We start from the raw sequence: 23,459 nt of genomic DNA on the forward strand, positions 1-23,459 counted from the left end.
CCTGTAAATCCATAATCTCTATGAGTAACAGCATTTACAATGCCTTCAAACCAAGCAAACTCTGGATATTCAGGTATAATTTGAAATTGTCCATTATCACCTAATTTTTGGAATTCTCTTAATTGTGTTTTTATAAAATCAGTTATCTCTGGTATTAACTTTGGTATAGCACTATCAAACGATTGCTCCTTAACTATATTTAATCTTGAGCCGGTTTTTGATTGACTACCATCATACCGAATAAATTTTATACGAGCATTTGGTAGAAACTGTGTTGGATTTTTCCCAAATAAAAGAATAGCTGCATTAGTTAATTTGTTATTTTTATATAATCCTCTTGCAGTTAATACCTCAATGTTATCCTTATGCAAGACATTCATTCGCTCTTTATAGTTTTCTATAATTAACAAATCTAAATCATCGATAGTTGCTTCTTCTATTACTTTATCTTCATATAGACGAAAGCCACGATCATACTCCAAACTCGTTATTTCCCTATGGCTCAATTCTCGAGAAGAATCTTTCACACGTAAATATACTTTATCACTCCTATCGCTAATAATACTCCCCGATTCACTTTCAACGCCAATGAGTAAAATAAAGTCCTTTGTTTCTTCATTAATAACTATTGTTTTATATTCAAACTTTGGAACCGGAATACAGTTTTGTCTTATAGCATTAATATATTCATCAACAGTATATTTTGATCGTGCGAAGCCTGTTATTTCTCCTTTATCCTCTACTCCTACAACAATAACTCCCCCATTTGCATTAGCAAATGCTATAATTTGCTTTACTAAATGATCTGGTTTAATGGCCGAACTTTTACGTTCAAAATAGCCATTTTCTTTAGTTTCTGTTATATATTCTAATGTTATATTTTCAAACATACTTCCCTCTACATATACATATACCTAAACTATTTATTACAAAAATTGTAGCACGCATACAAAGTACCGTCAATTTACTAAGATAATACAAAAACAACCACGAAGACCTATCTTCATGGCTGTTCTTATTTGGTGCGCCTAGGCGGAATCGAACCACCGACACGCAGTTTAGGAAACTGCTGCTCTATCCTACTGAGCTATAGACGCATGTATGTATTAAATTAAAACACTTTACAAACTATATTATAAACGGAATGTTCACATCTCGCAATATACCTATATTCTTAAGCACTTATACACGAGTTATCCCCAGTTTATACACAGAGTTATGCACTTTTTCGTTCACTTATGCACCAAATTTTTAGACTTACACACAAGCTATACACAACATATCCACAGATTTATGTGTATAATCTGTGGATATGTTCGTCAGTATGTACTATTTTTAGTTTATAACCGGTGTATAACTTTTAATTTGTTCGCTCAAAAATAACATGTTCTGCCAATTTTTACTAACAATACAGATCATCCATTACTTATTCCGGAAACTTAAATTCGCCGTCGATTTCAACCGGGCGGCTCCAATCAACTTGAACGTCAGTGCGTTCCCACATAACGGTTAACGCTAATTTTAAATTTTCCAAAGATTCAGAAGGATCTAACGTAACTGTTTCATACACGTCGAGGCTTAACGCTTTTTCAATAGTTTGCGGTGTATGCAAATAATCCCAAACCTTTTTTTGCCAAGTTTCATCAGGCAATACTACTGTCATTTCCTTATTGTCTTTATTAAAGGCAATATATCCCTTTTCATCCACCCCATAATGAATGGCATAATATGCTACGTTACTCATCGTATTAGCTCCTTTTCACTGTTATTGGCAATGTCTACTTACTTATTTAATCATACATTACATCATCTACGCAATATGCTTTGATTAAATTTTATCGTATTAATTACAATATTACCAATAAATTTTCACTAATTTTGATAATTCCCTTTATTTTTCTTCCGCTTTAAAATAAACGGCATACATAACGGGCAGCACAATTAAAGTTAAAATTGTAGCCACAAAGAGCCCACCGCTGAAGGCTATGGCCATCGGTGACCAAAAAGCACTGCGCATGAGCGGTACCATGCCTAAAATCGCGGCTAAGGCGGTGAGCATAATCGGCCGGAAACGCAAGATAGTGGAGCTTACAATGGCTTCATAAGTCGTTTGTCCTTCTTTGCGATGTAACTCAATCTGGTCAATTAAAATGATAGAGTTTCGGATAATCATACCGCTTAATGAGATAACCCCCAAGACTACCATAAAGCCCATCGGCGTATTGGTTAAGAGCATAGTCAAAACAACCCCGATGAGTCCAAGTGGTGCCGTTAACATGGCCATAATCATGAGGGAGATTTTCTTGAGCTGGAACATGAGAATCACCATAATGAGACAAATCATAATCGGCATCGGCCCTTTTAAGTTATTAAGAGCAATGTTACTTTGTTCCGCAGATCCATCTACTTCAATGGTGTAGCCGGCCGGTAAGTCCGCTCTCATAGTATCCAGTTTTTCATTAATTTCATTAGCTAAGGAATCGGCCATTACATTCGGCGGTACATTGCCATGGACCGTAATGGTCGGCGCCATGTTACGGTGCCAGATGATACCGTCTTCATTTCCTAAGGAGATGGTTGCTATCTGGCTTAAAGGTACATAGGCGCCGGAACCGGTCTGAATTGGAATATTTTGCAAAACACTCATATTATGATCTTCGTTACCGCTGAGTTTAAATTTCATCGGTATCGTCTGATTGCCTACATAATATTGCCCCACCGTAATACCGGATATTTTACTTTGTAAATCCGTTGCTACCGTATAACTGTCAACGCCCATCAAACGCGCTTTAGACGGGTCGATATGAACTTCAATATTCGGTGTATTATCCGGCCAATCTTCGGCAATATCGGTGATTTCAGGATATTCTTTGAAAACAGCCTTCACATCGGTGGCGATGTCTTTAACTTTAGCCATATCAGGTCCCGATACACGGAACATAATCGGATATTTTGAAGGCGGACCGGTTTGAATAAAGTCCATATTAATTAAAGCCGACGGGAATTCGTCCTTCAACTTTTCATTTAATTCATTGTACAAACTGTTTCTATCGTCCAAAGAGTTAGCTACAATCACATACTGCATGTAGTTGTTACGCTGTACTTCCGGTTCCAAGGTAAGTACGAAGCGCGGCGCTCCTTCACCGATATAAGAGGAATAATGCTCAATTCGTTTATCGCCGCTGAGGATATTATCCAATTGCTCCGCCTGTTCTTTTGTATACTGTAAGGACGAACTTTGCGGAAACTGAATGGCTACCATGATTTCCGGTCTGGTAGAAGCCGGGAAAAATTCCACTTTAATGAGCGGCACACTGACTAATGAAATCAAGAATAAAACCAACGTTGTTATGAGAACTGTACGACGATGGCCCAGGGCCCAGTGAAGAAATTTTTCGAAGCGAGCCAAAAAGGCTTTTTGTATCCGCATAGCTCTTGTTTCCTCATGACCCGGTTTGATACGGATTAACTTACTGCCCAATACTGGACTTACCAACACCGAAGCAAACCATGATAATAAAAGTGCCATGGCCACAACAATAAATAAAGCATGGGTAAATTCGGCAACCGATCCTTCCGATAAAAAGATTGGCAAGAAGCCGCAGCAGGTAATTAAAGTACCGCTCAGCATCGGAAAGGCTGTCGATTTATAGGCAAAGGTAGCCGCATCATGCGTATTGAGCCCTTCTTCCATTTTGAGGGTCATCATTTCTACGACGATAATCGCATCATCTACCAATAGACCTAAGGAGATGATTAAGGCACCGAGGCTTACTTTATGTAACTCAAGCCCGTCAGCGTACATGCCCACAAAGGTACTGGCCACAACGACCGGAATCGTAAGAGCTACCACAATCCCACTACGTACACCGAGGGATATAAAGCTGACGATTAATACGATAACAATGGCTTCAAATAGAGAACGGGTAAATTCACTGATGGAATCATCCACCACTTTCGGCTGGTTGGATACCTGACTGACATCGAGTCCAGCCGGTAAGGCATCCTTATAGGACGCCATTTTAGCATCCAATGCCTTACCGAATTCAATATTATTGGCTCCCGGATCCATGGAAACAGCAATGCCTATGGCCGGTTTACCATTATAGTAGAACAGCGGACTTTGGGGTGATTCGTAATCCATACGAACCGTGGCAATATCCCCTAAACGCAAAGTCTGACCATTCACTTGGAGTGGCATTTCACGAACGGAATCAACGCTGTCAAACAGCCCGTTCACCCGTAAATAGACATTATTCGTGTCTGTATCAATCATGCCAGCCGGTGCCATGGAGCTTTGTTGTTTTAAGGCATTTAAAATTGTCTGGGCGCTTATTTGATAGGCCGACAATTTATCCTTATTCATTTCCACATAAAGCGTCTGCTCTTGCACACCTTTTAAATCTATCCGTTTTACATTCGGCACACTGAGCAAAACACGTTTAATATCTTCCGCATAAGCTCTTTTTTCTTCATAGGAATAGTCATCGCCCGTAAGTGCGTAAATCGTACCGTACACGTCGTCAAAACGGTCGTTAATAACAGGTCCCTGCACGCCGTCTGGCAGACTTGACCATTCATCATCAATCATGTGACGTACTTCCGTCCAAGCGGCCCGTACGTCGTCACTTTTGACCGATTCTTTGAGGTTAATATAAATAACCGTTTTACCGCCGTCCGTAAAACTCTTTGTATAATCAAGGCCCGGTAAGTCGCGGATTTTTTCTTCCAGCTTATCCGTAACCTGTTCCGACATCTGTTGTGGCGATGCGCCCGGCCAGGTAGCGGCTACAACCATGGTTCGAATCGTAAAGTTCGGATCCTCCATGCGACCGATTTTCATAAAGGAAAAACTACCGATGGCAAAGAGCATGGCCATAAAGAAGTATATGATGGACTTGTGTCTGAGGGCCCAATCAGCTAAGTTAAACTGCTTCATATGCGTACCTTAGCCCCTTCTTCCAATTTATCCGTACCGGCCGTTACAATGCGGTCACCGGCCTTCAAACCGGATACTACCATGACTTGATTATTGCCTAAACTACCTAAAGTAACATTTCGTAAATGCACCGTATTATCGGTGACTACATAGACTTGTCCCTGACTGTTTGGTGTCGGTTGACGAGTCCCTACCAACGCTGTCAACGGAATCATCAAACCGTTGCTATTTAATTGATTGAATACTACATTAGCTGTCATGCCAAGCTGTAATTGAGCCGGCGGATTTGGTAAGGAAATTTTAACCGTATAGGTACGCGCCGTCGCATCCGGCACCGGAGAAATTTCACGTACTACACCGGCCGTTGTCACATTTGGTAAAGCCCAATAGGTTACACTGGCCGGTGAGCCGACGGCTACGGATGCCATCATTTGTTCCGGTAAGGCAATAACCGCTTCCGGTTCATTGCCGACCGCAATAGTACCTACGGTCTGACCGGCGGCTACGACCTGACCCACTTCGATTGAGGCAGCCGTAATAATACCGTCAGCCGGTGCTGTTAATTGCGTGTAGTTTTGCTGATTAGCACTGGTTTGCACATTAGCCTGCGCCTGTGCCAATTGAGCGGCCGCTACTTTATAGGAGTTTTCCATCTGGTCCAATTGCAATTGACTGATTGCTTCTTCCGCATAGAGTTGACGATAGCGCTGTACGTTGGTAGCTGCCAAATCATACTGTGACTGAGCCGCCGCCAATGCGCCTTCCGCATTTTGTAATTGACTGCTTGTATCGCCTTGGTCTAATACTGCCAGTACTTGACCGGCTCCGACGCGATCACCGATATTAAAATTCTTTTGAATGACACGTCCGCCGATTTGGAAGGATAATGCCGTTTCATTGCGGTTTTTAATGGTGCCGGCCAAACTGTTTTCACCGGCTCCGCTCCCTTGCCCGACAACCTGCGTTTTAACCAACGGTGCTTTATCACTCGTTTCGTCCGATGAGCCACATCCACTCACCAAGAGTAACAAACCTGTCAATAATGCTGTAATTATCGTGTATCGGCGCCAACTTCTCAGCCCGCTCATATGAATCTCCTCCTTATTTATTACCGGTAATATATATGTTAATTGTAAGAGTTATTCCCATTACTGTCAATTATTTTCAATATACTGTGTACCTTATACTAGTCGACTTTGATTGGTGTTACGGTAGTGCCAATAAGATTTTATTTCAATATAAATGACTATCAATAAGCCGATTTTGGCTTCATACCGGTTAACGTATTCAATTCTTCATCAGATATAGCAATCGGTCCATTCATTAAAAGTTTAAGCGTTTCCAAGGTGTCCTTAATTTTTTCAGCCGGCACATTACTGAGAACCGATTTAAAATAGGCTTCTTCACGCTTATGCAAATCATTATGCACCAACGCCACCGCCGTTCCCAGTTCCGTATTACGCAATAATACAGCTTTTAAATCTTCTTTGTTGTGAAAACGAATGAGCAAATTATTGGCCGCCAAACGTTTCACATACCGTGATAACAGCCCCTGTGAAAATGGCATGGCCTTCAAAATTTCCTGATAGGTACCCGTTTTATCCGGTTTAGCTTCCAAATAGCTTAAGATCTGCATCTCCGAATGATTAAATTTTTTATTCATCAGCTTATTTGCCGATTCACAAGGTACTGTATCAATATACGTTTCAATAGCCTCTTTTAGGAGACGTTTACGAACTTCCTGCACATATACAGCAAACAGTGAAGCCGTAGTCACTAATTCTTTGTACGTATTTTCCATTGGTATTTACAACTCCGTATTTTTGTAGTTTTATTCAGATGTTTAACACATCTCATAATAACCGTCTTTTAACTAAAAAAATCCTCATAGCTTTGGTCTTAGCCTACACTATGAGGATAGTTCTTATTCGTCGGCAGCTACTGTTTCCTCAATCGGCTCGTGAACCACCATGATTTTATCGATACGAACATTATCCATATCGACAATTTCAAAGGTATATGTTTCCCACACGTAGCGGTCCAGCTCTTTAGGAATGCGACCGAATAAATATGTCAAAAAGCCGCCCACCGTTTTATATAAATCTTTTTCTTCACCCGGTAATTCTTTGTTAATACCGAAATATTCTTTAAATTCATCAATGCTGAGTAGGCCATCAACAAGCCAAGTTGTTTCCGTGCGCTGAATGATACGATTTTCTTCTTCTTTCAGCTCATCTTCGCTGGCCGGCATCAAACCAACCAATTTTTCCATGATGTCATGAAGTGTTACAAGCCCACTAAAACCGCCGTATTCGTCGAGTACTACTGTTTCATGAATACCTTCCGAACGGAATACTTCAAGAAGCTTCATAAGACTGATTGATTCCGGTACCATAACCGGCTGCTTGGTACATTCTGCCACCAATTGTTTTAACGTCTTTTGCCCGCCTGCTTTCATATGTTCAGCGAACACATCAGCCACAATAACGAGACCTTCCAATTCATCCAAGGAATCGCGCCCTACGGGCAAACGATAATGTGTAGAGTTGCAAAGACGTTCTTTGATTTCTTCCTCCGGACTATTCAAATCAAGCCACTTAAGCTGTGTACGCGGTGTCATTACATCACCGGCATTTAAATCGGCCAAGCGGAAGACATTATCTACAAGAATCGGTTCTTCTTTTTCAAAAGCCCCCAACTCAACGCCTTGGGTCAACATTTTGTTGATTTCAAGTTCTGTAACCGGCGCTTCTTCCTTCTCTTTGACACCCAAGAGTTTTAATAAAAAGCTGGTGGATGAACTGAGCAAAACTACCAACGGCTTTGCTATAACCGAAAACGAATGCATCGGTACGGCCATAATAATGGCAATTCTCTCCGGTGCGTTCAAAGCGATACGCTTAGGTACCAATTCACCCACAACGAGGGATAAATAGGTCGTCAACGATACGATAACAATAGGGCTTACCGAATCGGCATAGGGTGCCAAAACAGGTATATGTTCTTTAATAGCTTCTGCCATCGGCGTCGATAATGCAGCGCCGGAATACAAACCGGTTACGATACCGATTAAGGTAATCCCGATTTGAATGGTAGAAAACATCTGATTCGGGTCTTCCGATAATTGAATCGCCCGCTGTGCCCCCGTACTGCCTTTTTCGGCACTATCTTCCAATAAACCCTTACGGGCATTGACTATGGCTAATTCTGTCATGGAGAAAATACCATTTGCTATAATGAGCAAGAAAATTATGAGTATCTCCAGACCCACGTCACCATCCACTAATGAATCACTCTCCTCTTACTTACAGTGGATACTTATATTCTGTCAGGCTACTTTAGCCTGTACTTACCGTATAGTATATCAAAAATTGAATATTTTCGCTATATTGAGTCTTACTGCCTCTATTTGTAAAAGATCAACTGTCGGTATATTACCTAAGTTAAAGCAATTAGTCTTATAATACTTACGACTAATACTTACGACATAATGTAAAAACACCCTGTCGCTGCGTATTGCGACAGGGTGTTTTCATAGAATATATCGAAGGGCTAAGCCTATTTTGCTTGGCATTTATGCCTAAAATGCCAAGCATCTATCAGATAAACGTTTTAACTTTAATAAAACGGGAACCGGAAAACTAATCTTACAGTTTTAATTAATAATACTGCCATTAACTCTAAATTAACCTGAATTATTTATTTAAAATCGCTTTTACGTCCTTAACGATTAATTCAGGGGACAAGTGGTAACGAGCTACCAATTCATCCATAGGAACACGGTCGTTTACTTCTTTTTTCATACCGATGTTCAATACTTTCATATCAGCTAAACCGTAGAAACGGGATACTTTTTCACCGAAACCGCCATCCAATACGCCGTCTTCCAAAGTAACTACGAGGCTGTGGTCTGCTTTTAAGCTTTCCAAAGTGTCAGCATCTACTTCAGAGGATAAACGAGGATTTACAACTGTAGCATCAATGCCTAATTCGGCTTTTAACACATCTTTAGTTCGTAAAGCAAGGTCATAGAATGCGCCTAAGCCCAAGAGAGCTACCGTATTACCTTTAACCGTTACCTGATTACTCAAATCACCGTTAAATGCGCTGCCTGCTTCATAAGTCTGAACTTTACCGCCCGGTACGCGAATCATTACAGGGAAATCAGTCTGTTCCAAAGACCAGTCAAGCATAGCCAATAATTCTTCTTTTGTGGCCGGTGATAATACACGAAGGTTTGGAATGGTGCTCATCATCGCCAAGTCGAAAGCGCTGGAGTGCGTTGCATCCATTGGCGAAATACCACCACCCAATGGGAAGGATAAAATAGTAACGGCATTGTTATTCAACGCCATATCCTGAGTCAATTGGTCATAGGTACGTTGTAAGAAGGTAGCCGCATCAAGGATTACCGGTTTACCGCCGTTTTTAGCAATGCCGGCCGCCATAGCCACCATATGTTCTTCCGCAATGCCTACATCAATGAATTGTTTACCCGCTTCGGCACGACGCTGTGGATTAAAACCGGGAATGCCCGGTACACCGGCCGTTAAACCGACTACGGTAGGATCTTGTTTCATTTTTTCAAGCAAATGGGTCGCAATGATGTCATCGAAGTGTTCTTCTTTCATGTATGCATCCACATCAAAATGTTTGCCCATAATGTAGTGATACGATTCTTTATCCGCTTCTGCTTCCGGTAAACCTTTACCTTTAACGGTTACCATGTGAATTACGATTGGATGATCGATATCTTTAACCGCTTTGAAGGTTTCAATCAAGGATTCCAAATCATGACCGTCTTCTACGAATACATAGTCAAAACCCATAGTTTTGAAGAAGTTGTTTTCAGCTTTGCCTTTGCTGTCACGCAAAGCTTTGAAGTGAGCGTAAAAACCGCCTTCGTTCGGAGCGATGGACATATCGTTATCATTGAACAATACGATAAAGTTGCTGCCCAATGTAGCACTTACATTAAGACCTTCCAAGGCTTCGCCGCCGGACATGGAACCATCACCGATGATGGCGATTACATTGCCGTCTTCCCCTTTAAGGTCACGCGCTTTAGCCATACCGGACGCAAGACTTACAGACGTTGAAGTATGACCTACGGTAAAGAAGTCATGTTCACTTTCATTCGGATTGGTATAACCGGAATATTTGCTGTAAGACGCCGGGTCGGTAAAACCTTCTTTACGACCGGTCAACATTTTATGAATGTAGGATTGATGGGATACGTCAAATACAAATTTATCTTTTGGGGAATCAAACACGTAATGAAGGGCCAAGGTTGCTTCCACAAAACCAAGGTTCGGAGCCATATGGCCACCGGTCTCGGTTACGCGATTAATTAATACTTCGCGAATTTCCTGAGCCAATATTTTTAATTCTTCAATACTCATACCTTTAATATCTTTAGGACTGTTTACTTTATTTAATAAGTTCATACTATCTTCCTTTCTAAACACCATATATATAATCCGTATATCATACATTGTCATCCAACTTAGGATTTGCAAAACTATTATGAATACAACTTACTAACGATTTGTTTCAAACAAAAAAAGTTCTGTAATCTTCACTGTGACTCACATTTCGTAGTCATCAGCGGTGATTACAGAACTCATTATAGAACTTGAAGTCGACTTCAAGTCAAGCATTAAATTTAAATTTTTCTATTTAATTTAAAATTTCCGTTCAACGAATGATGCATATATCCCTTAGAAACCGCTCTAATATCAGTATTTATGACCAAATCGCCGGTTTTAAAAATTTTTTAGAAAATAGGAACTTACCGGATTATTTTTCGTAATCCCGATCCAAATTAACTTCTTTTAACGGAATAACATGAGTTTTATATTTACTCTTATACGCCGCATATACCAACAAGAATACCGGAATACCGATATAGGCTACGCTGGCACCGTACCAGTCAATCGTTTCACCGGTAAACGCTGTATAGTTCTGACCGGCAATGATGATAAGACATAAAACGGTAGCAAAAATAGGACCAAATGGATAAAACAAGGCTTTAAACGGTATGGCATCCAAACTTTTGCCCTGTGCATGGAATGCACGACGGAAACGATAATGAGCAATGGCAATCCCGAGCCATGCAATAAAACCACTCATACCACTGATATTAATTAACCAGTTGTACGCCGTACCTTCACCGATTAAGGAAGTTAAGAACGCAAATACACCGAAAGCAGCCGTAGCCAATAAAGCCGGTACCGGCACACCACGAGAATTTAACTTTGTAAATACCTTTGGTGCATCCCCTTCTTTAGCCATGGCATATAGCATACGGGTAGATGCATAAAGACCGGAGTTACCGGCAGACAATACGGCTGTTAAAATAATAGCATTGATGAAGCTGGCCGCAAAGGCAAAACCGAAACGATCGAGTACCAAGGTAAATGGGCTGATAGCGACATTTTCAACACTGGAATTCAATAAATTCGGATCATCGTAAGGAATCAAGAAACCGATGACTACGAAAGCACCGATATAGAATAATAAAATACGCCAGAAAATGGAGTGAATCGCTTTAGGAATATTTTTTTCCGGCTCTTCCGATTCACCGGCAGCTACGCCGATTAATTCCGTACCTTGGAAGGAGAAACCCGCTACCATGAAGATGGCCATAATAGATGCAAAACCACCTACAAACGGCGCTTCACCGCGTGTCCAGTTTTCAAAGCCCGGCGATGTACCACCAATGCCCAAAATAAGCATGGTACCTACAAATAAGAATACGAAAACAGTAATAACCTTCATACTGGAGAAGAAATATTCACTTTCGCCGAAGGAACGGGTCGATAAATAGTTCATCAAGAATAAAGCTGCCAAGAACAAGGCCGACCACACGATGGCCGGAATCTCCGGGAACCAGTATTTCATAATTAAAGCACCGGCAACAAGTTCCGCTGCCAACGTAATAGCCCAGTTAAACCAGTAATTCCAGCCTAAAGCAAAACCAAAAGCCGGATCTACATACCGAGATGCATAGGTACCGAACGACCCCGGTACCGGTAAATAGGTAGCCATTTCACCTAAACTGGTCATCAAGAAATATACCATAATACCGATAAAACCATAGGCTACCAAAGCGCCGCCCGGGCCGGCGGTGCTAACTACTTCACCGCCTGCTACGAAGAGGCCCGTACCAATGGAGCCGCCCAAGGCAATCATATTCATGTGGCGCGATTTCAGACTTCTTTTTAATTTAGTATTCGCTGCATCACTCATACACTATCCTCCCACCCTACAAGTCTAAATTACGAACTAATTTAGCATTATCTTCAATAAATTTGCGACGCGGTTCTACTTTATCCCCCATGAGTACACTAAAAATCTTATCGGCCTCAATGGAATCTTCCAAACTTACCTGCAAAATAGTACGATTTTCCGGATTCATGGTTGTTTCCCAAAGTTGTTCCGGATTCATTTCACCTAAACCTTTGTAACGCTGAATTGTAATATTGTCACGGCCGATTTCATCCAACTTAGCGGCCATTTCAGCATCACTGTATACATACCAATGACCTTTGCCTTTTTTGATTTGATACAATGGCGGCTGTGCAATATATACGCGTCCTTCTTCAATGAGCGGTTTCATATAACGATAGAAGAAGGTTAATAAAAGCGTACGAATGTGGGCGCCATCAACGTCCGCATCGGTCATGATAATAATTTTGTGATAACGACTCTTATCGAGATCAAAATCCTCTCCAATACCGGTCCCGAAGGCCGTAATCATGGAACGAATTTCATTATTAGCTAAAATTTTATCTAAACGCGCTTTTTCTACGTTCAAAATCTTACCGCGCAACGGTAAAATTGCTTGATAGCGACGGTCACGGCCCTGTTTGGCACTACCGCCCGCAGAATCACCTTCGACGAGATAAATTTCAGTCATAAGCGGATCTTTTTCAGAACAATCTGCTAATTTGCCCGGTAAAGAATTTACTTCAAGGGCATTTTTACGACGGGTCAATTCACGCGCTTTACGAGCCGCTTCACGAGCACGGGTAGCGCTGGTTGCTTTTTCAATAATACGTTTAGCTTCTGCCGGATGTTCTTCAAGGAACGTTTTAAGACCTTCCGATACAACCGTATCGGTAATGCCTTTAACTTCACTGTTACCCAGTTTTGCTTTCGTCTGACCTTCAAACTGAGGATCTAAAACTTTTACACTGATAACGGCAGCCAAACCTTCGCGCACGTCTTCACCGGATAAATTACTTTCATTATCCTTAATGAGACCGGATTTACGACCGTAATCATTTAAAGTACGCGTCAAGGCGCTGCGGAAACCGCTTAAATGAGTACCACCGTCAATAGTGTTAATATTATTTACAAAAGAAAATAAAGTTTCGCTATAGCTGTCATTGTATTGGAAAGCTACATCTACCACTACATCGTCACGAGTATTTTCCACATCGATAACAGTAGGGTTAACCAAGTTTTTCCCTTCGTTTAAAAATTCAACAAAGGATGTAATACCGCCTTCATACATGAAGCTTTCTACTAAATTTTCTTCCGGACGTTTATCCGTAAGGGTAATACGGAGGCCTTTATTCAAGAAAGCCAATTCCTGTAAACGAGTACGCAATACGCCGAAATCAAATACGGTAGTTTCAAAAATTTCCGCATCCGGTTTAAACGTAACAGTTGTACCGGTGTCTTTAGCTTCACCGATTACTTTTAACGGTGTTTGCAAATGACCGCGTGCAAAGGTAATTTCCTGTTCCTTGCCGTCCTGACGAACTTTAACAATCGTCCATTCACTCAAAGCATTAACTACAGAAATACCTACGCCATGGAGACCGCCGGATACTTTGTAACCGCCGCCGCCGAATTTACCGCCGGCATGCAATTTGGTTAAAACCAATTCAACCGCCGGAACGCCTGTTTCATGCATACCTGTCGGAATGCCGCGGCCGTCATCGGTAACGGTAACGCTGTTATCTTCATTAATGCTGACTTCAATATGCGTACAATAGCCGGCTAAGGCTTCGTCCACACTATTATCAACAACTTCATATACTAAATGGTGCAACCCTTTAGATGATGTACTCCCTATGTACATCCCCGGGCGGCGTCGTACCGCTTCCAGGCCTTCTAAGACCTGTATATTATCGGCACTATAATTCTGTTCTGCCATTCCATATCCTCCCTAATTTCAGTAATAAACCATATCTATGGGGATTTAGCTTTATAAAACAATTATCCTTAATTATACTCTATTTTTATCGTTTTGTGTATAAGCTTACCGGAATACCGGTAGCGGCACGCTGTAAACGGCGGCCTACGCCGGTAATAGACATACTTAAGCCATAAACCGCATCTACTGTAACCAAGTAGCATTCAATCGGTTCATCCGGAAAAACTTGGATTACATCCTTGTTCTGCCATTGCTTATTGCGACGGCGCCGCCCTTTTAATAGCGGAATATCCTGTACCACCGCCACGATATCTTCAATAGACACGCTATACGTATCCGATAAATGAACGAACATACATCTTACCATCACTTTCTCTATATTTCAATTGCTTTGAGGTTTACGAGACTTTACAGCCTCCTTGTATTGAGCCCGCATTTTTAAAACCGAATTGCGTACAAATTCCGGTTTTAGCTGTTCTGCTTTTTTGTGCGTAATCAGCATTAACAGCATATATATATCATAATTCTCGTTGGATTCTTCCTTGACGACTCGATTTCTGAAAAAATACACGCATTCACGATGAGCCAACTGATAATCAGTCATAGTGCACTGCGGTACATGTTGACGCATTTCATCATATACGGCAAAAGGTTCTTGCATCAATCTATCTTTAATGCAATTAATATGCTGACGATATAAAAAAGCCTCATGTTCCTGCGCTTTTATAGTACAGGAGGAGCAAAGAATTTCATCAGGACCGATAAGGTTTTCACAGCATTCACAATTATGATAACCATGTTCCTTTAGGTAGACCGTCTTCTTATACTGTTTTATCTGCACATCTTTCAACTGCCGACGCAATTCTTCGCTTTTTATATTCGCCACCGATGAGTCTATTTGAGCCATCACATCAATGGGAATGGGAATCGCTTTAAAATTAATGAGCACTCGCTCATAGGAATCAGTGTGTTTTGCTTTGCCCATATAGGCCGATGCATCGCCCTTAGTTAATCCTTGACTATTAGACGATGTTACCGACACTGCATCAACCGGCTGAATCGCTTTCAAATAGCTTTGCCGATACATGGTGCATTGTAACTCCGTAATAAGCTCCGATCCGTAAAAATCATTAATCTTCTTCAATAATTGACGTTTCATCATCTGAAGTTGCTGCAAACAGGGTGATGTCATGGCCGCCACTTTAATAATAGGCGGCTTAATTTCAAGCACTTTAGTCTGTTTGCCCAGCACTGTCCCCACAACTTTAGGCCAATGATGATACAGGCGCATGACGGCGAATTGTTTGAATACGTTGAAGGATTTATATTTACTGTTCAAATGCGTATCATATTGCCGCACATAGGCATCCGGCTTATAGCCGATGGGTCCGGCCGGCCGATTGGAGGCTAACAGCCCTTCAATATAGCGGACTGTTGTATCATCCCCGGCAGCATCTTCCGTCTTAACCTCGGAGACTGCCGGTTGTATGCCGTTTTTCGACTCAAACGTTTCGCTCATCATGATCACCGCCTTTCACAATTAATGAGTTCCACATCACTCAATTGTTTCACATCTTCCAAATCGGTCGTAGTTATAAATGTTTGGATTTTTTTATGGATAAAATTCAACAGATTTTGCCGTCGCTCCTTGTCCAATTCACTGAGCACATCATCCAATAACAATATAGGATACTCGCCCACTTCCGATTTGATATATTCCAATTCGCTTAATTTAAGCGATAAAATAGCCGTTCGTTGCTGACCTTGCGAGCCAAATCGTTTCAAATCCATAGGACCGGAAAAGAAGCCTAAATCATCACGATGAGGACCAAAAGAGGTACTCATACGATGCCGATCCACCGGTAAATTAGCCTGCAATTGCTCATAAAACGCTTGCGGTTCGGTTAAAAATCCATTTGAAATTTGATGTTGCTCATAGGTAAGCTTTAAGTTTTCTTTACCCCCTGTGAGTTTGCGATTCATCAAATCCAGCAAAAGATTAATTTTACGCAAACTGTCGAGTCGTTTTTTTATAATAAAGGAACCCGTCTCCGCCAACTGTGTATCCCACTCGGCTAAAGAAATATCTCGCTTGCCGTAAGAATCTTTTAACACTTTATTGCGTTGCTGCAAAATCTTATTATACAAGCGCAGTTGCTGATAATATAAAGCACTGGTCTGAGATATTTCAATATCTAAAAAGCGGCGCCTTAAAGAGGGACTGCCTTTTATGAGCTGTAAATCTTCAGGACTGAAAAGAACAGTATTCAAGGTGCCTACTAATTCTTTTTGTAAAATACGGTTACCGTTGAGACGAATATCTTTCTTTTCCTTGCCACTGAGCTTCAAATTGATTTTGTGTTTCGTATCGCGCTTCGTAAATTCCACAATAATCCCCGCTTCGGTAGCACCAAATTGCAGTAAATCCTGTGTATCATTGGTACGAAAACTGCGGCCGATAGTGCTGACATACAAGGCTTCTAAGAGATTACTCTTGCCTACACCATTGGGTCCGTGAAGCACGATGATATGGGGCGGAAAGGTCCAATTGGCATGCTCGTAATTTCTGAAATTAACGAGTTCCAAGGAGTGAATATTCACTCGCCGGCCTCCTCTTTAACAACGACTAAGGTACCGATACCTTGAATTTCAACTAAGTCATCAGGGTATATTTTCTTACGTTTTTCATGGCAAACTTCGCCATTTACTTTGATTTTTTCATCATCAAGCAAAAATTTAATTTGACCGCCCGTACCAATAATTTGTTCCAATTTTAATAATTGATCCAATTTAATGTAAGGCGTATAAATTTCTACTTGAATTGCTTCTTTGTTACTCATAATTGCCTCCTCACAAAACGTGATGTTAACTCTGCAACTATATATTATTAATATAAGCTTATAGCTCAGTATATTCTTAGTTCGTGCGAACCGGCGTTACTACATAGGTATAATTTGGATTATCATCCTGGCGGATAACAACGGGACCGTTCTGTTTTAAGTATAAATGAATTCTGTCGCCGTTGCTGTGACGTAAAATATCGCCAATATAACGACCGTTAAAGGAAATAGTAAACGGCGTACCTTTGAATTCGCAAAGTACTTCTTCTTTAGCCATGCCGATTTCAGCATTTTGCGTAGATAAAGTAACTTCTTTTTCATCCCAATCATAGCGAATAACATTGTAGCTCGCATCCTTAGCCAATAAGGAAACACGATCTACGGCACCGGCAAAATCACGGCTGTTTAAAATCGCACTGGAATCGAATTGCGATGGGATTACTTTTTCATAATCAGGATACTGGCCTTCAATTAAACGAGAGAATAAGTAAATCGTATCAAATAAGAATACTACATTCGTACGATTCCAAATGATGCGAACTACGGTTGGCTGATCTGTTGGTAATAAACGGGATACTTCTGCTAACGTTTTAGTTGGAATCAAAATACGCATAGCCGCCGGCATAGGTGCCTCTAAGTTGATTTTCTTAACGGCCATACGGTGAGTATCTGTAGCTACCATAGTTAAATTGGTGCTTTCACCTTCCAATAAAGCACCGGTAAAAATCGGACGATCATCATCATTGGCAGCTGCGTAGTTAGTTAAATCAATCATTTGTTTAAATTGTTCGCCGTCTACATCAATGTGATTTTCATCGTGAATCTGTTCAACTAAGTTGAAATCATCCGGATCCATGGTAATAAGATTGAATTGAGAACTTTCAGAACTTAATAATAATTGTTTAGTTTCTGCATTAGATTCTAAAGTAATGGTATCGGTTGGTGTTTTACGAACCCATTCTTGGAAATAACGCGTACTGAGAACGATAGTACCTTCTTCGATAATATTGGCATCAATAGTAATGCGGATACCGATTTCATAGTCATTGGCCTGCATTTCTACTTTACCGTTTTTAGTTGTTATATATATAGCACCGGGTAAATTAGAACTTGTTTTGTTCTGACTAACCTTGGCTAAGGCATTAATCGCTTTTTGTAACGTATCTTTTGCAAATTGGATTTTCATGGCCTGTCTCCTTTACTATTACGGATATGATTAAGTTTTTAATTATTAGTAGTCTTAGTAGTAGGGGCGGTGTATAAGTGGATAAGCTGTTTAAAGTGGCATTTTCAATAGGTTTTCCACATGGGTATAAGTTTGTGAATAGACGGAAAAAGTTATCCACTTATGAACTTTTATAGTCGTTTTTGTCAATAACTTGGAAGTTAATCACTAACTATACACAACTTATTCACAGAGTTATCCACAACCGTTACTCTTTAGGTATCTTCGTTGATTTTACTGATAATATCATCGATAGTTCGCTTTAAATCAGTACTTTTAGCTAGGTCTTCACTGATTTTATTATACGCATGGAGAGCTGTGGTGTGATCCTTTTTGCCAAAAGCTTGCGAAATTTGTGGAAAACTTTCATTGATGAGTTCACGGCACAGATACATAGCGATTTGGCGCGGATGAGCGTATTGCTTATTCCGTTTCTGACCGACTAAGAATTCTTTTTTGATTTTGAAGTAATCAGAAATAAAATCTTGAATATAGGCAACGGATAATACGGATTTTTTGCTTTCAGGAATGAGATCACGCAGGATATAGCGCGTATATTCCACGGTAATTTGATCGAGTTTATTATCCAATTCAGCGGCGGTGATTAATTTAGTAAGGGCACCTTGTAAATCACGAACGCTACGGTTGTAATAGGTGTTGCCGAAGAAACGAATCACTTCATTAGGAATATTAAGATTTGGCAGTAATTCACGCTGTTTGTCAACATAGGAGCGCGTGATGGCTTCCAAAGTTTCGGAGTTTGGCGGATCGATGGTTACGACCAGGCCGGAGCTGAATCGTGTACGCAAGCGATCTTCCATTTGTTCCATATCTTGCGGTAAAACATCACTGGTGAGGACAATCTGTTTTTTACTGTCTGTTAAGGCATTAAAAGTGTGGAAAAATTCCATTTGTGTGCCGGCATAGCGTTTTTCTTGAATAAACTGAATATCATCAATCAAGAGAACATCGACTTTGCGGAAGGTACTGCGGAATATATCCATATTGGTTTGACCGTAACGAATAGATTGAACGAAGAGGTTCAAGAAGTTTTCACTGGTGATACACATGATTTGTAAATGGGGATAACGGCGATGAATTTCATTGCCGATAGCATGCATTAAGTGAGTTTTACCGAGACCTGATTTACCGTAAATAAAGAACGGATTATAGCGATTGGCCGGATTTTCCGCAATATTTTGTGCTGCCACATAGGCCATTTGACTGGAGCCGCCGGCAATAAAGGTGGCAAAGGTGTAATCCGGATTTAATTTTAAAATAGATTCATTATTTTTATATAAGGTTGTTTGGCTGCTATTAGACTGCATCGATGCCGCTTCCTGCGGTATTTCCGATGGCGGGAATAAACTATCCGATTCCATCGGTGAAGCACTTGGAATATACGGGCCTGATTTAGTGGCGTCGTTTTTACGTACGGAATCAACTACAACCGGTTCATCATAAGTCGGTGTATGCAGCGGTGTTTGTGACGGCGCCGGTGCGGCCGGTGGTAAACCATATTGACTGGCTAATTGATCGTAGCCGTTATAATTCGGTGCATGGGTTGCCGTTTCATTGGCATGAGCGGCTGTTTCATACGGTGCATTTTCATAGTCATTCATGTCATAGCCCGATTCATTTCCCAGTTGTGATTGCGGAATAGAGGCGATTTGACTATCGTCATAGCTTGCCGGTTGATTGGTAAAAGCCGTTGGTTCCGGTGGCGTCATTACACTCGGTTGGGCAACGGTTGTTTTTACCTCTTCGTGAAGGGTTGCCGGTTCTTTGTCCCCCGGTGTTGTAATAATAATTGTAAGTGGAGAATTGTTTTTGGTTAAACGCTGCCAAACATTATTTACGGAATTTTGAAAAGCATTTTTTATCATTGGTTCGTTTTCGATAAAATCCTTAATATACGTTTGCATCGTGGTTAATGTAAGGGTCTTACTGATTTCGTCCAATTGTAACGGGAGCAATCGTATAATAGTGCTTTCTAAAATTTCTTTTGGTAATGTGGCTTCAATATCTTCGCGTACTTTATTCCAAAAATCGTTAAGATTGATGTTTGACATACCATTTCCTTCCCAGGGTGTCATACTGTGAATAACTAAAAATACCTAACCTGTGTATAACTTCGTTTTTTGTGAAAAAAGAGAAAAAATAAATAGGTTAGAACAACTGATAAACACTGACTTTATACTGTTATCACTTGTGTTGTGGATAAGTGGTGCATAAGTTGTGTATATCTTGTTGATAACCTAGTTTTATTAGTCACAATATGATATTCCTTTTATATTTCATCCTCTATATTTTATCAGAAATAGGAAGAATTGTCATCGTAGTTGTGGATATCTTTTTTGGCGTTATTAAAAGTATAATGTATATAATATATATTCACAGTATATGGCGAATAATGATTGAATCTATCGAGTGAGTATTGACATTACATGGCTTTATATTTATAATTATGCTGTTATGGTATAAGTAATTACAAGAACAATCTCAAGGAGGTGTTTTATACATGAAACGTACATATCAGCCAAATACTCTTTGGAGAAAACGTACTCATGGTTTCCGTGAACGTATGAAGACTATTGGCGGCCGTCTTGTTTTGAAAAGACGTCGTGCTAAAGGCAGAAAGAAATTATCTGCATAATATAATAGCTTTTAGGCAGGAGAAAAAACTTGGCGCTGCTGCCAAGTTTTTCTATTCATAATGGCATGGGATGATGATATGAGTGAATTGACATTTAAATTAGATAAAGAACGAAGAATTCGTAAAAACAGTGAATATCGTCTTGTCTATAAACATGGCAATTATGAAGTAGGTCGTCTCTGTGTAGTTTACCGTATGCCCGTGGCCAAGCAGGCCACCCGTATCGGTTTTGTAACCGGTAAAAAGGTAGGCGGTGCGGTGGAGCGCAACAGAGCGCGCAGGCTTATGAAGGAAGTGTATCGTCTTAATCAGCATGCTATTCGAGAAGGCTATGCTATTGTGGTTGTAGGGCGGGCTCGCATGGCGAGTGCCACCTATGATCAAGCGTGTAAGGAAATGATGTATCTTTTTAAAAAGAGCAAATTACTTAAAAGTAATGAAGCTTAGAAAGAGGCTTATCCATGAAACGCTGTTTGACCTTCTTAACCAAACTGTTGAATATGCTATTCATCGGCTTGGTACAATTTTATCGCTATGGAATTTCTCCATTAAAGCCTAAAACTTGTCGATTTTATCCCTCATGTTCGACGTATACCTTGGAAGCATTACGCAAATATGGACCTTTTAAAGGCAGTTATTTAGGAATTCGGCGCATTTTACGTTGTCATCCCTTTAATCCGGGCGGCTACGATCCGGTTCCGTGATAACACAAATTTGGAAATGTCAAAGTGTCTGTATGGATGAAATATAGACCATACCATAACGTATATAGACACGCAAAGGCCATTTGTATTCGTCATTAATACTCGTATAGGAGCAAACTAATGGAAATTTTTCAGGTATTAGTTGATTTTATGCGGACCTTGCTTACGTATTGCTATAATCTTACAGAAGCATTAGGGTTCCCAAGCTATGGTATAGCGATTATTATTATGACCATCGGGATTAAGGCAATCCTGGCGCCGTTGACGGCTAAACAGGTCAAATCTATGAAGGGCATGCAGAAATTGCAGCCTAAAATGAAAGAGATTCAGAATAAATACAAGAATGATCCACAGCGTGCGCAACAGGAAATTGCTAAGATGTATAAAGAATTAGGCGTTAATCCGTTATCCGGTTGTTTACCGCTATTGGTGCAAATGCCGTTTTTAATCGCTATTTTCTACGCGTTGCAAGGCTATCCATATGATCCTGCATATGAAAGCTTCTTATGGTTGCCAAGCTTGGGTGAAGCGGATCATTTGTATATTTTACCTGTATTAAGTGCTCTTTCTACATTTGTAATGAGCAAACAAACTGCGCAAGATGCTACCGGTGCTGGTGCCGGCCAACAGAAGATAATGCAGATTTTCATGCCTTTATTCATTGGTTATATCAGCTTGAATTTCCCAAGCGGTTTGGTTATTTACTGGGTTGTATCAAACATATTCCAAATGATTCAGCAGTTCTTTATCTATCGCAACGATAATAAGGAGGCTTAATTATGGATTATATTGAAGTTTCAGCAAAAACGATTGCTGATGCCGTTGCCAAAGGTACCGAACAGCTTAAAGCTGACGGTAAGGTCGTAACCGATACGAAAGTATTGGAACAGCCTTCCAGCGGTTTCTTGGGAATTGGTCGTCGCGATGCGTTAGTGCGTTTATATTTTGAAGAAGCTCCGTTGACTGAAAAAGTAGCTTTTGCAGCTGAACAGGCTGCAGCCAATGTGCAGGCTACGGCACAGACTAAAGTAGCGGAAGCAAAAACAGCAGTTAGTGAAGCTTCTGAATTTGTGCAAGAAAAAGTAGCTGACGCTAAAAGCACGGCTGTAGAAGTAGCTGAAGCAGCGCAACAAAAATTCAATGAAGTAGCGGAAGCGGCTCAACAAAAAGCCGGTGAAGTTTCTGAATTGGCGCAGCAAAAATTTGGCGAAGTGAAAGAACAGGCTGCCGAACTTGCTGATAAAGCACAGCAACATTTAGGTGAAGCAGCTGATGCGGCACAAGCAAAAATTGCTAATGTGAAAGCACAGGCAAAAGATGTAGCGGCTGATGTGAAAGATACCGTAGCGGATAAATTAGCTGATGCTAAAGAAACTGCGGAAGATGCGGCAACTACCGTTGCAGCGGCTGTAAAACCGCAACGTGAACCGGTTTCTAAAGAAGAACAGATGGTAATTGCCGATAAAGGTAAACAGTTCTTACAAGATATGTTTAGCAAAATGGGCTTATCTGTTCAGATTGAAAAAATGATGACGGCTGAGAAAATCACATTCCAGATTCATGGTGAAGAATTAGGTATTTTAATCGGCAAACATGGTCAAACCTTGGATGCTATTCAATACTTAACAAACTTGGTGGCTAATAAAGAAGTAGCCGGCCATTGCCATATCGTAGTGGATGTAGAAAATTATCGCTCTCGTCGTGAAGAAACTTTGGTTAATTTGGCTAAACGCCTTGCCTCGAAGGTAAAACGAAATCGTCAAAAGATTTCCTTGGAACCTATGAGTGCATTCGAGCGTAAAATTATTCATTTAACGCTCCAAAACGAAGTACATATTGTGACTGATAGTGAAGGTGAAGAACCGTATCGTCACGTAGTCATTGCTTATAAACGATAAGCTATGTGCGAGTCATAAAACCCGATCT

General features: G+C 40.7%; 20 protein-coding genes and 1 tRNA gene. 5 read left to right on the forward strand and 16 right to left on the reverse strand.

The features are described from left to right. The 16 genes from EO124_RS07660 to dnaA all read right to left on the reverse strand — a co-directional run. Positions 1-890: AlbA family DNA-binding domain-containing protein (locus EO124_RS07660; RefSeq protein ID WP_206512555.1), on the reverse strand; the 890-nt coding region annotated here is incomplete at its 3' end. A gap of 130 nt (positions 891-1,020) precedes the next feature. Further along, positions 1,021-1,097, reverse strand: a tRNA-Arg gene (locus tag EO124_RS07665). A 329-nt stretch (positions 1,098-1,426) separates the two neighbouring features. Beyond that, positions 1,427-1,744, reverse strand: a complete 318-nt coding sequence (locus EO124_RS07670; protein WP_021840478.1) for a hypothetical protein — start codon at positions 1,742-1,744, stop codon at positions 1,427-1,429. A gap of 147 nt (positions 1,745-1,891) precedes the next feature. Next, entirely contained in the window at positions 1,892-4,939 is a 3,048-nt protein-coding gene (locus EO124_RS07675) for an efflux RND transporter permease subunit (RefSeq protein WP_127059027.1), read from the reverse strand. Beyond that, on the reverse strand, positions 4,936-6,027 hold the full coding sequence (locus tag EO124_RS07680) for an efflux RND transporter periplasmic adaptor subunit (protein ID WP_127059028.1): 1,092 nt from the start codon (positions 6,025-6,027) through the stop codon (positions 4,936-4,938). The genes EO124_RS07675 and EO124_RS07680 overlap by 4 nt, the downstream gene beginning before the upstream one ends. Positions 6,028-6,188: 161 nt before the next feature. Then, complete coding sequence (locus EO124_RS07685; protein WP_021840475.1) at positions 6,189-6,740, reverse strand: winged helix DNA-binding protein; 552 nt, start codon at positions 6,738-6,740, stop codon at positions 6,189-6,191. 123 nt (positions 6,741-6,863) lie between these two features. After that, positions 6,864-8,222, reverse strand: a complete 1,359-nt coding sequence (locus tag EO124_RS07690) for a hemolysin family protein (RefSeq protein ID WP_127059029.1) — start codon at positions 8,220-8,222, stop codon at positions 6,864-6,866. A 412-nt stretch (positions 8,223-8,634) separates the two neighbouring features. After that, complete coding sequence (locus EO124_RS07695; protein ID WP_127059030.1) at positions 8,635-10,386, reverse strand: 1-deoxy-D-xylulose-5-phosphate synthase; 1,752 nt, start codon at positions 10,384-10,386, stop codon at positions 8,635-8,637. 352 nt (positions 10,387-10,738) lie between these two features. After that, complete coding sequence (locus tag EO124_RS07700) at positions 10,739-12,190, reverse strand: amino acid permease (protein ID WP_127059031.1); 1,452 nt, start codon at positions 12,188-12,190, stop codon at positions 10,739-10,741. A 16-nt stretch (positions 12,191-12,206) separates the two neighbouring features. Next, entirely contained in the window at positions 12,207-14,108 is a 1,902-nt protein-coding gene (gene gyrB / locus EO124_RS07705; RefSeq protein ID WP_127059032.1) for a DNA topoisomerase (ATP-hydrolyzing) subunit B, read from the reverse strand. 85 nt (positions 14,109-14,193) lie between these two features. Next, positions 14,194-14,463, reverse strand: a complete 270-nt coding sequence (locus EO124_RS07710) for a hypothetical protein (protein WP_127059033.1) — start codon at positions 14,461-14,463, stop codon at positions 14,194-14,196. 27 nt (positions 14,464-14,490) lie between these two features. Continuing rightward, complete coding sequence (locus EO124_RS07715; RefSeq protein WP_127059034.1) at positions 14,491-15,630, reverse strand: DciA family protein; 1,140 nt, start codon at positions 15,628-15,630, stop codon at positions 14,491-14,493. A 2-nt stretch (positions 15,631-15,632) separates the two neighbouring features. After that, a complete protein-coding gene (gene recF / locus EO124_RS07720; protein ID WP_127059035.1) occupies positions 15,633-16,709 on the reverse strand; it encodes a DNA replication/repair protein RecF in 1,077 nt (358 codons plus the stop codon). Beyond that, on the reverse strand, positions 16,706-16,948 hold the full coding sequence (locus EO124_RS07725) for an RNA-binding S4 domain-containing protein (protein ID WP_127059036.1): 243 nt from the start codon (positions 16,946-16,948) through the stop codon (positions 16,706-16,708). Before EO124_RS07725 ends, recF begins: the two co-directional genes overlap by 4 nt. 76 nt (positions 16,949-17,024) lie before the next feature. Next, positions 17,025-18,134, reverse strand: coding sequence for a DNA polymerase III subunit beta (gene dnaN, locus EO124_RS07730; protein WP_127059037.1), 1,110 nt, complete (start codon positions 18,132-18,134; stop codon positions 17,025-17,027). A gap of 254 nt (positions 18,135-18,388) precedes the next feature. Beyond that, positions 18,389-20,245, reverse strand: coding sequence for a chromosomal replication initiator protein DnaA (gene dnaA / locus EO124_RS07735; RefSeq protein ID WP_164726585.1), 1,857 nt, complete (start codon positions 20,243-20,245; stop codon positions 18,389-18,391). A 449-nt stretch (positions 20,246-20,694) separates the two neighbouring features. On the opposite strand from dnaA, the gene rpmH reads away from it, so the two are divergent. The 5 genes from rpmH to jag all read left to right on the forward strand — a co-directional run bounded on the left by rpmH (position 20,695) and on the right by jag (position 23,431). Continuing rightward, complete coding sequence (gene rpmH / locus EO124_RS07740; protein ID WP_006555255.1) at positions 20,695-20,829, forward strand: 50S ribosomal protein L34; 135 nt, start codon at positions 20,695-20,697, stop codon at positions 20,827-20,829. A gap of 60 nt (positions 20,830-20,889) precedes the next feature. Beyond that, positions 20,890-21,276 (forward strand): ribonuclease P protein component, encoded by a 387-nt coding sequence (rnpA, locus tag EO124_RS07745; RefSeq protein ID WP_412192070.1) that lies wholly within the window; start codon positions 20,890-20,892, stop codon positions 21,274-21,276. 14 nt (positions 21,277-21,290) lie between these two features. Next, positions 21,291-21,533 (forward strand): membrane protein insertion efficiency factor YidD, encoded by a 243-nt coding sequence (gene yidD, locus EO124_RS07750; protein WP_021840463.1) that lies wholly within the window; start codon positions 21,291-21,293, stop codon positions 21,531-21,533. A 120-nt stretch (positions 21,534-21,653) separates the two neighbouring features. After that, a complete protein-coding gene (locus tag EO124_RS07755) occupies positions 21,654-22,310 on the forward strand; it encodes a YidC/Oxa1 family membrane protein insertase (protein WP_021840462.1) in 657 nt (218 codons plus the stop codon). A 2-nt stretch (positions 22,311-22,312) separates the two neighbouring features. Continuing rightward, positions 22,313-23,431, forward strand: coding sequence for an RNA-binding cell elongation regulator Jag/EloR (gene jag / locus EO124_RS07760; protein ID WP_127059039.1), 1,119 nt, complete (start codon positions 22,313-22,315; stop codon positions 23,429-23,431). Positions 23,432-23,459 lie beyond the last annotated feature (28 nt).

The organism is Veillonella ratti (assembly GCF_003992115.1).
GTDB lineage: Bacteria > Bacillota > Negativicutes > Veillonellales > Veillonellaceae > Veillonella_A > Veillonella_A ratti.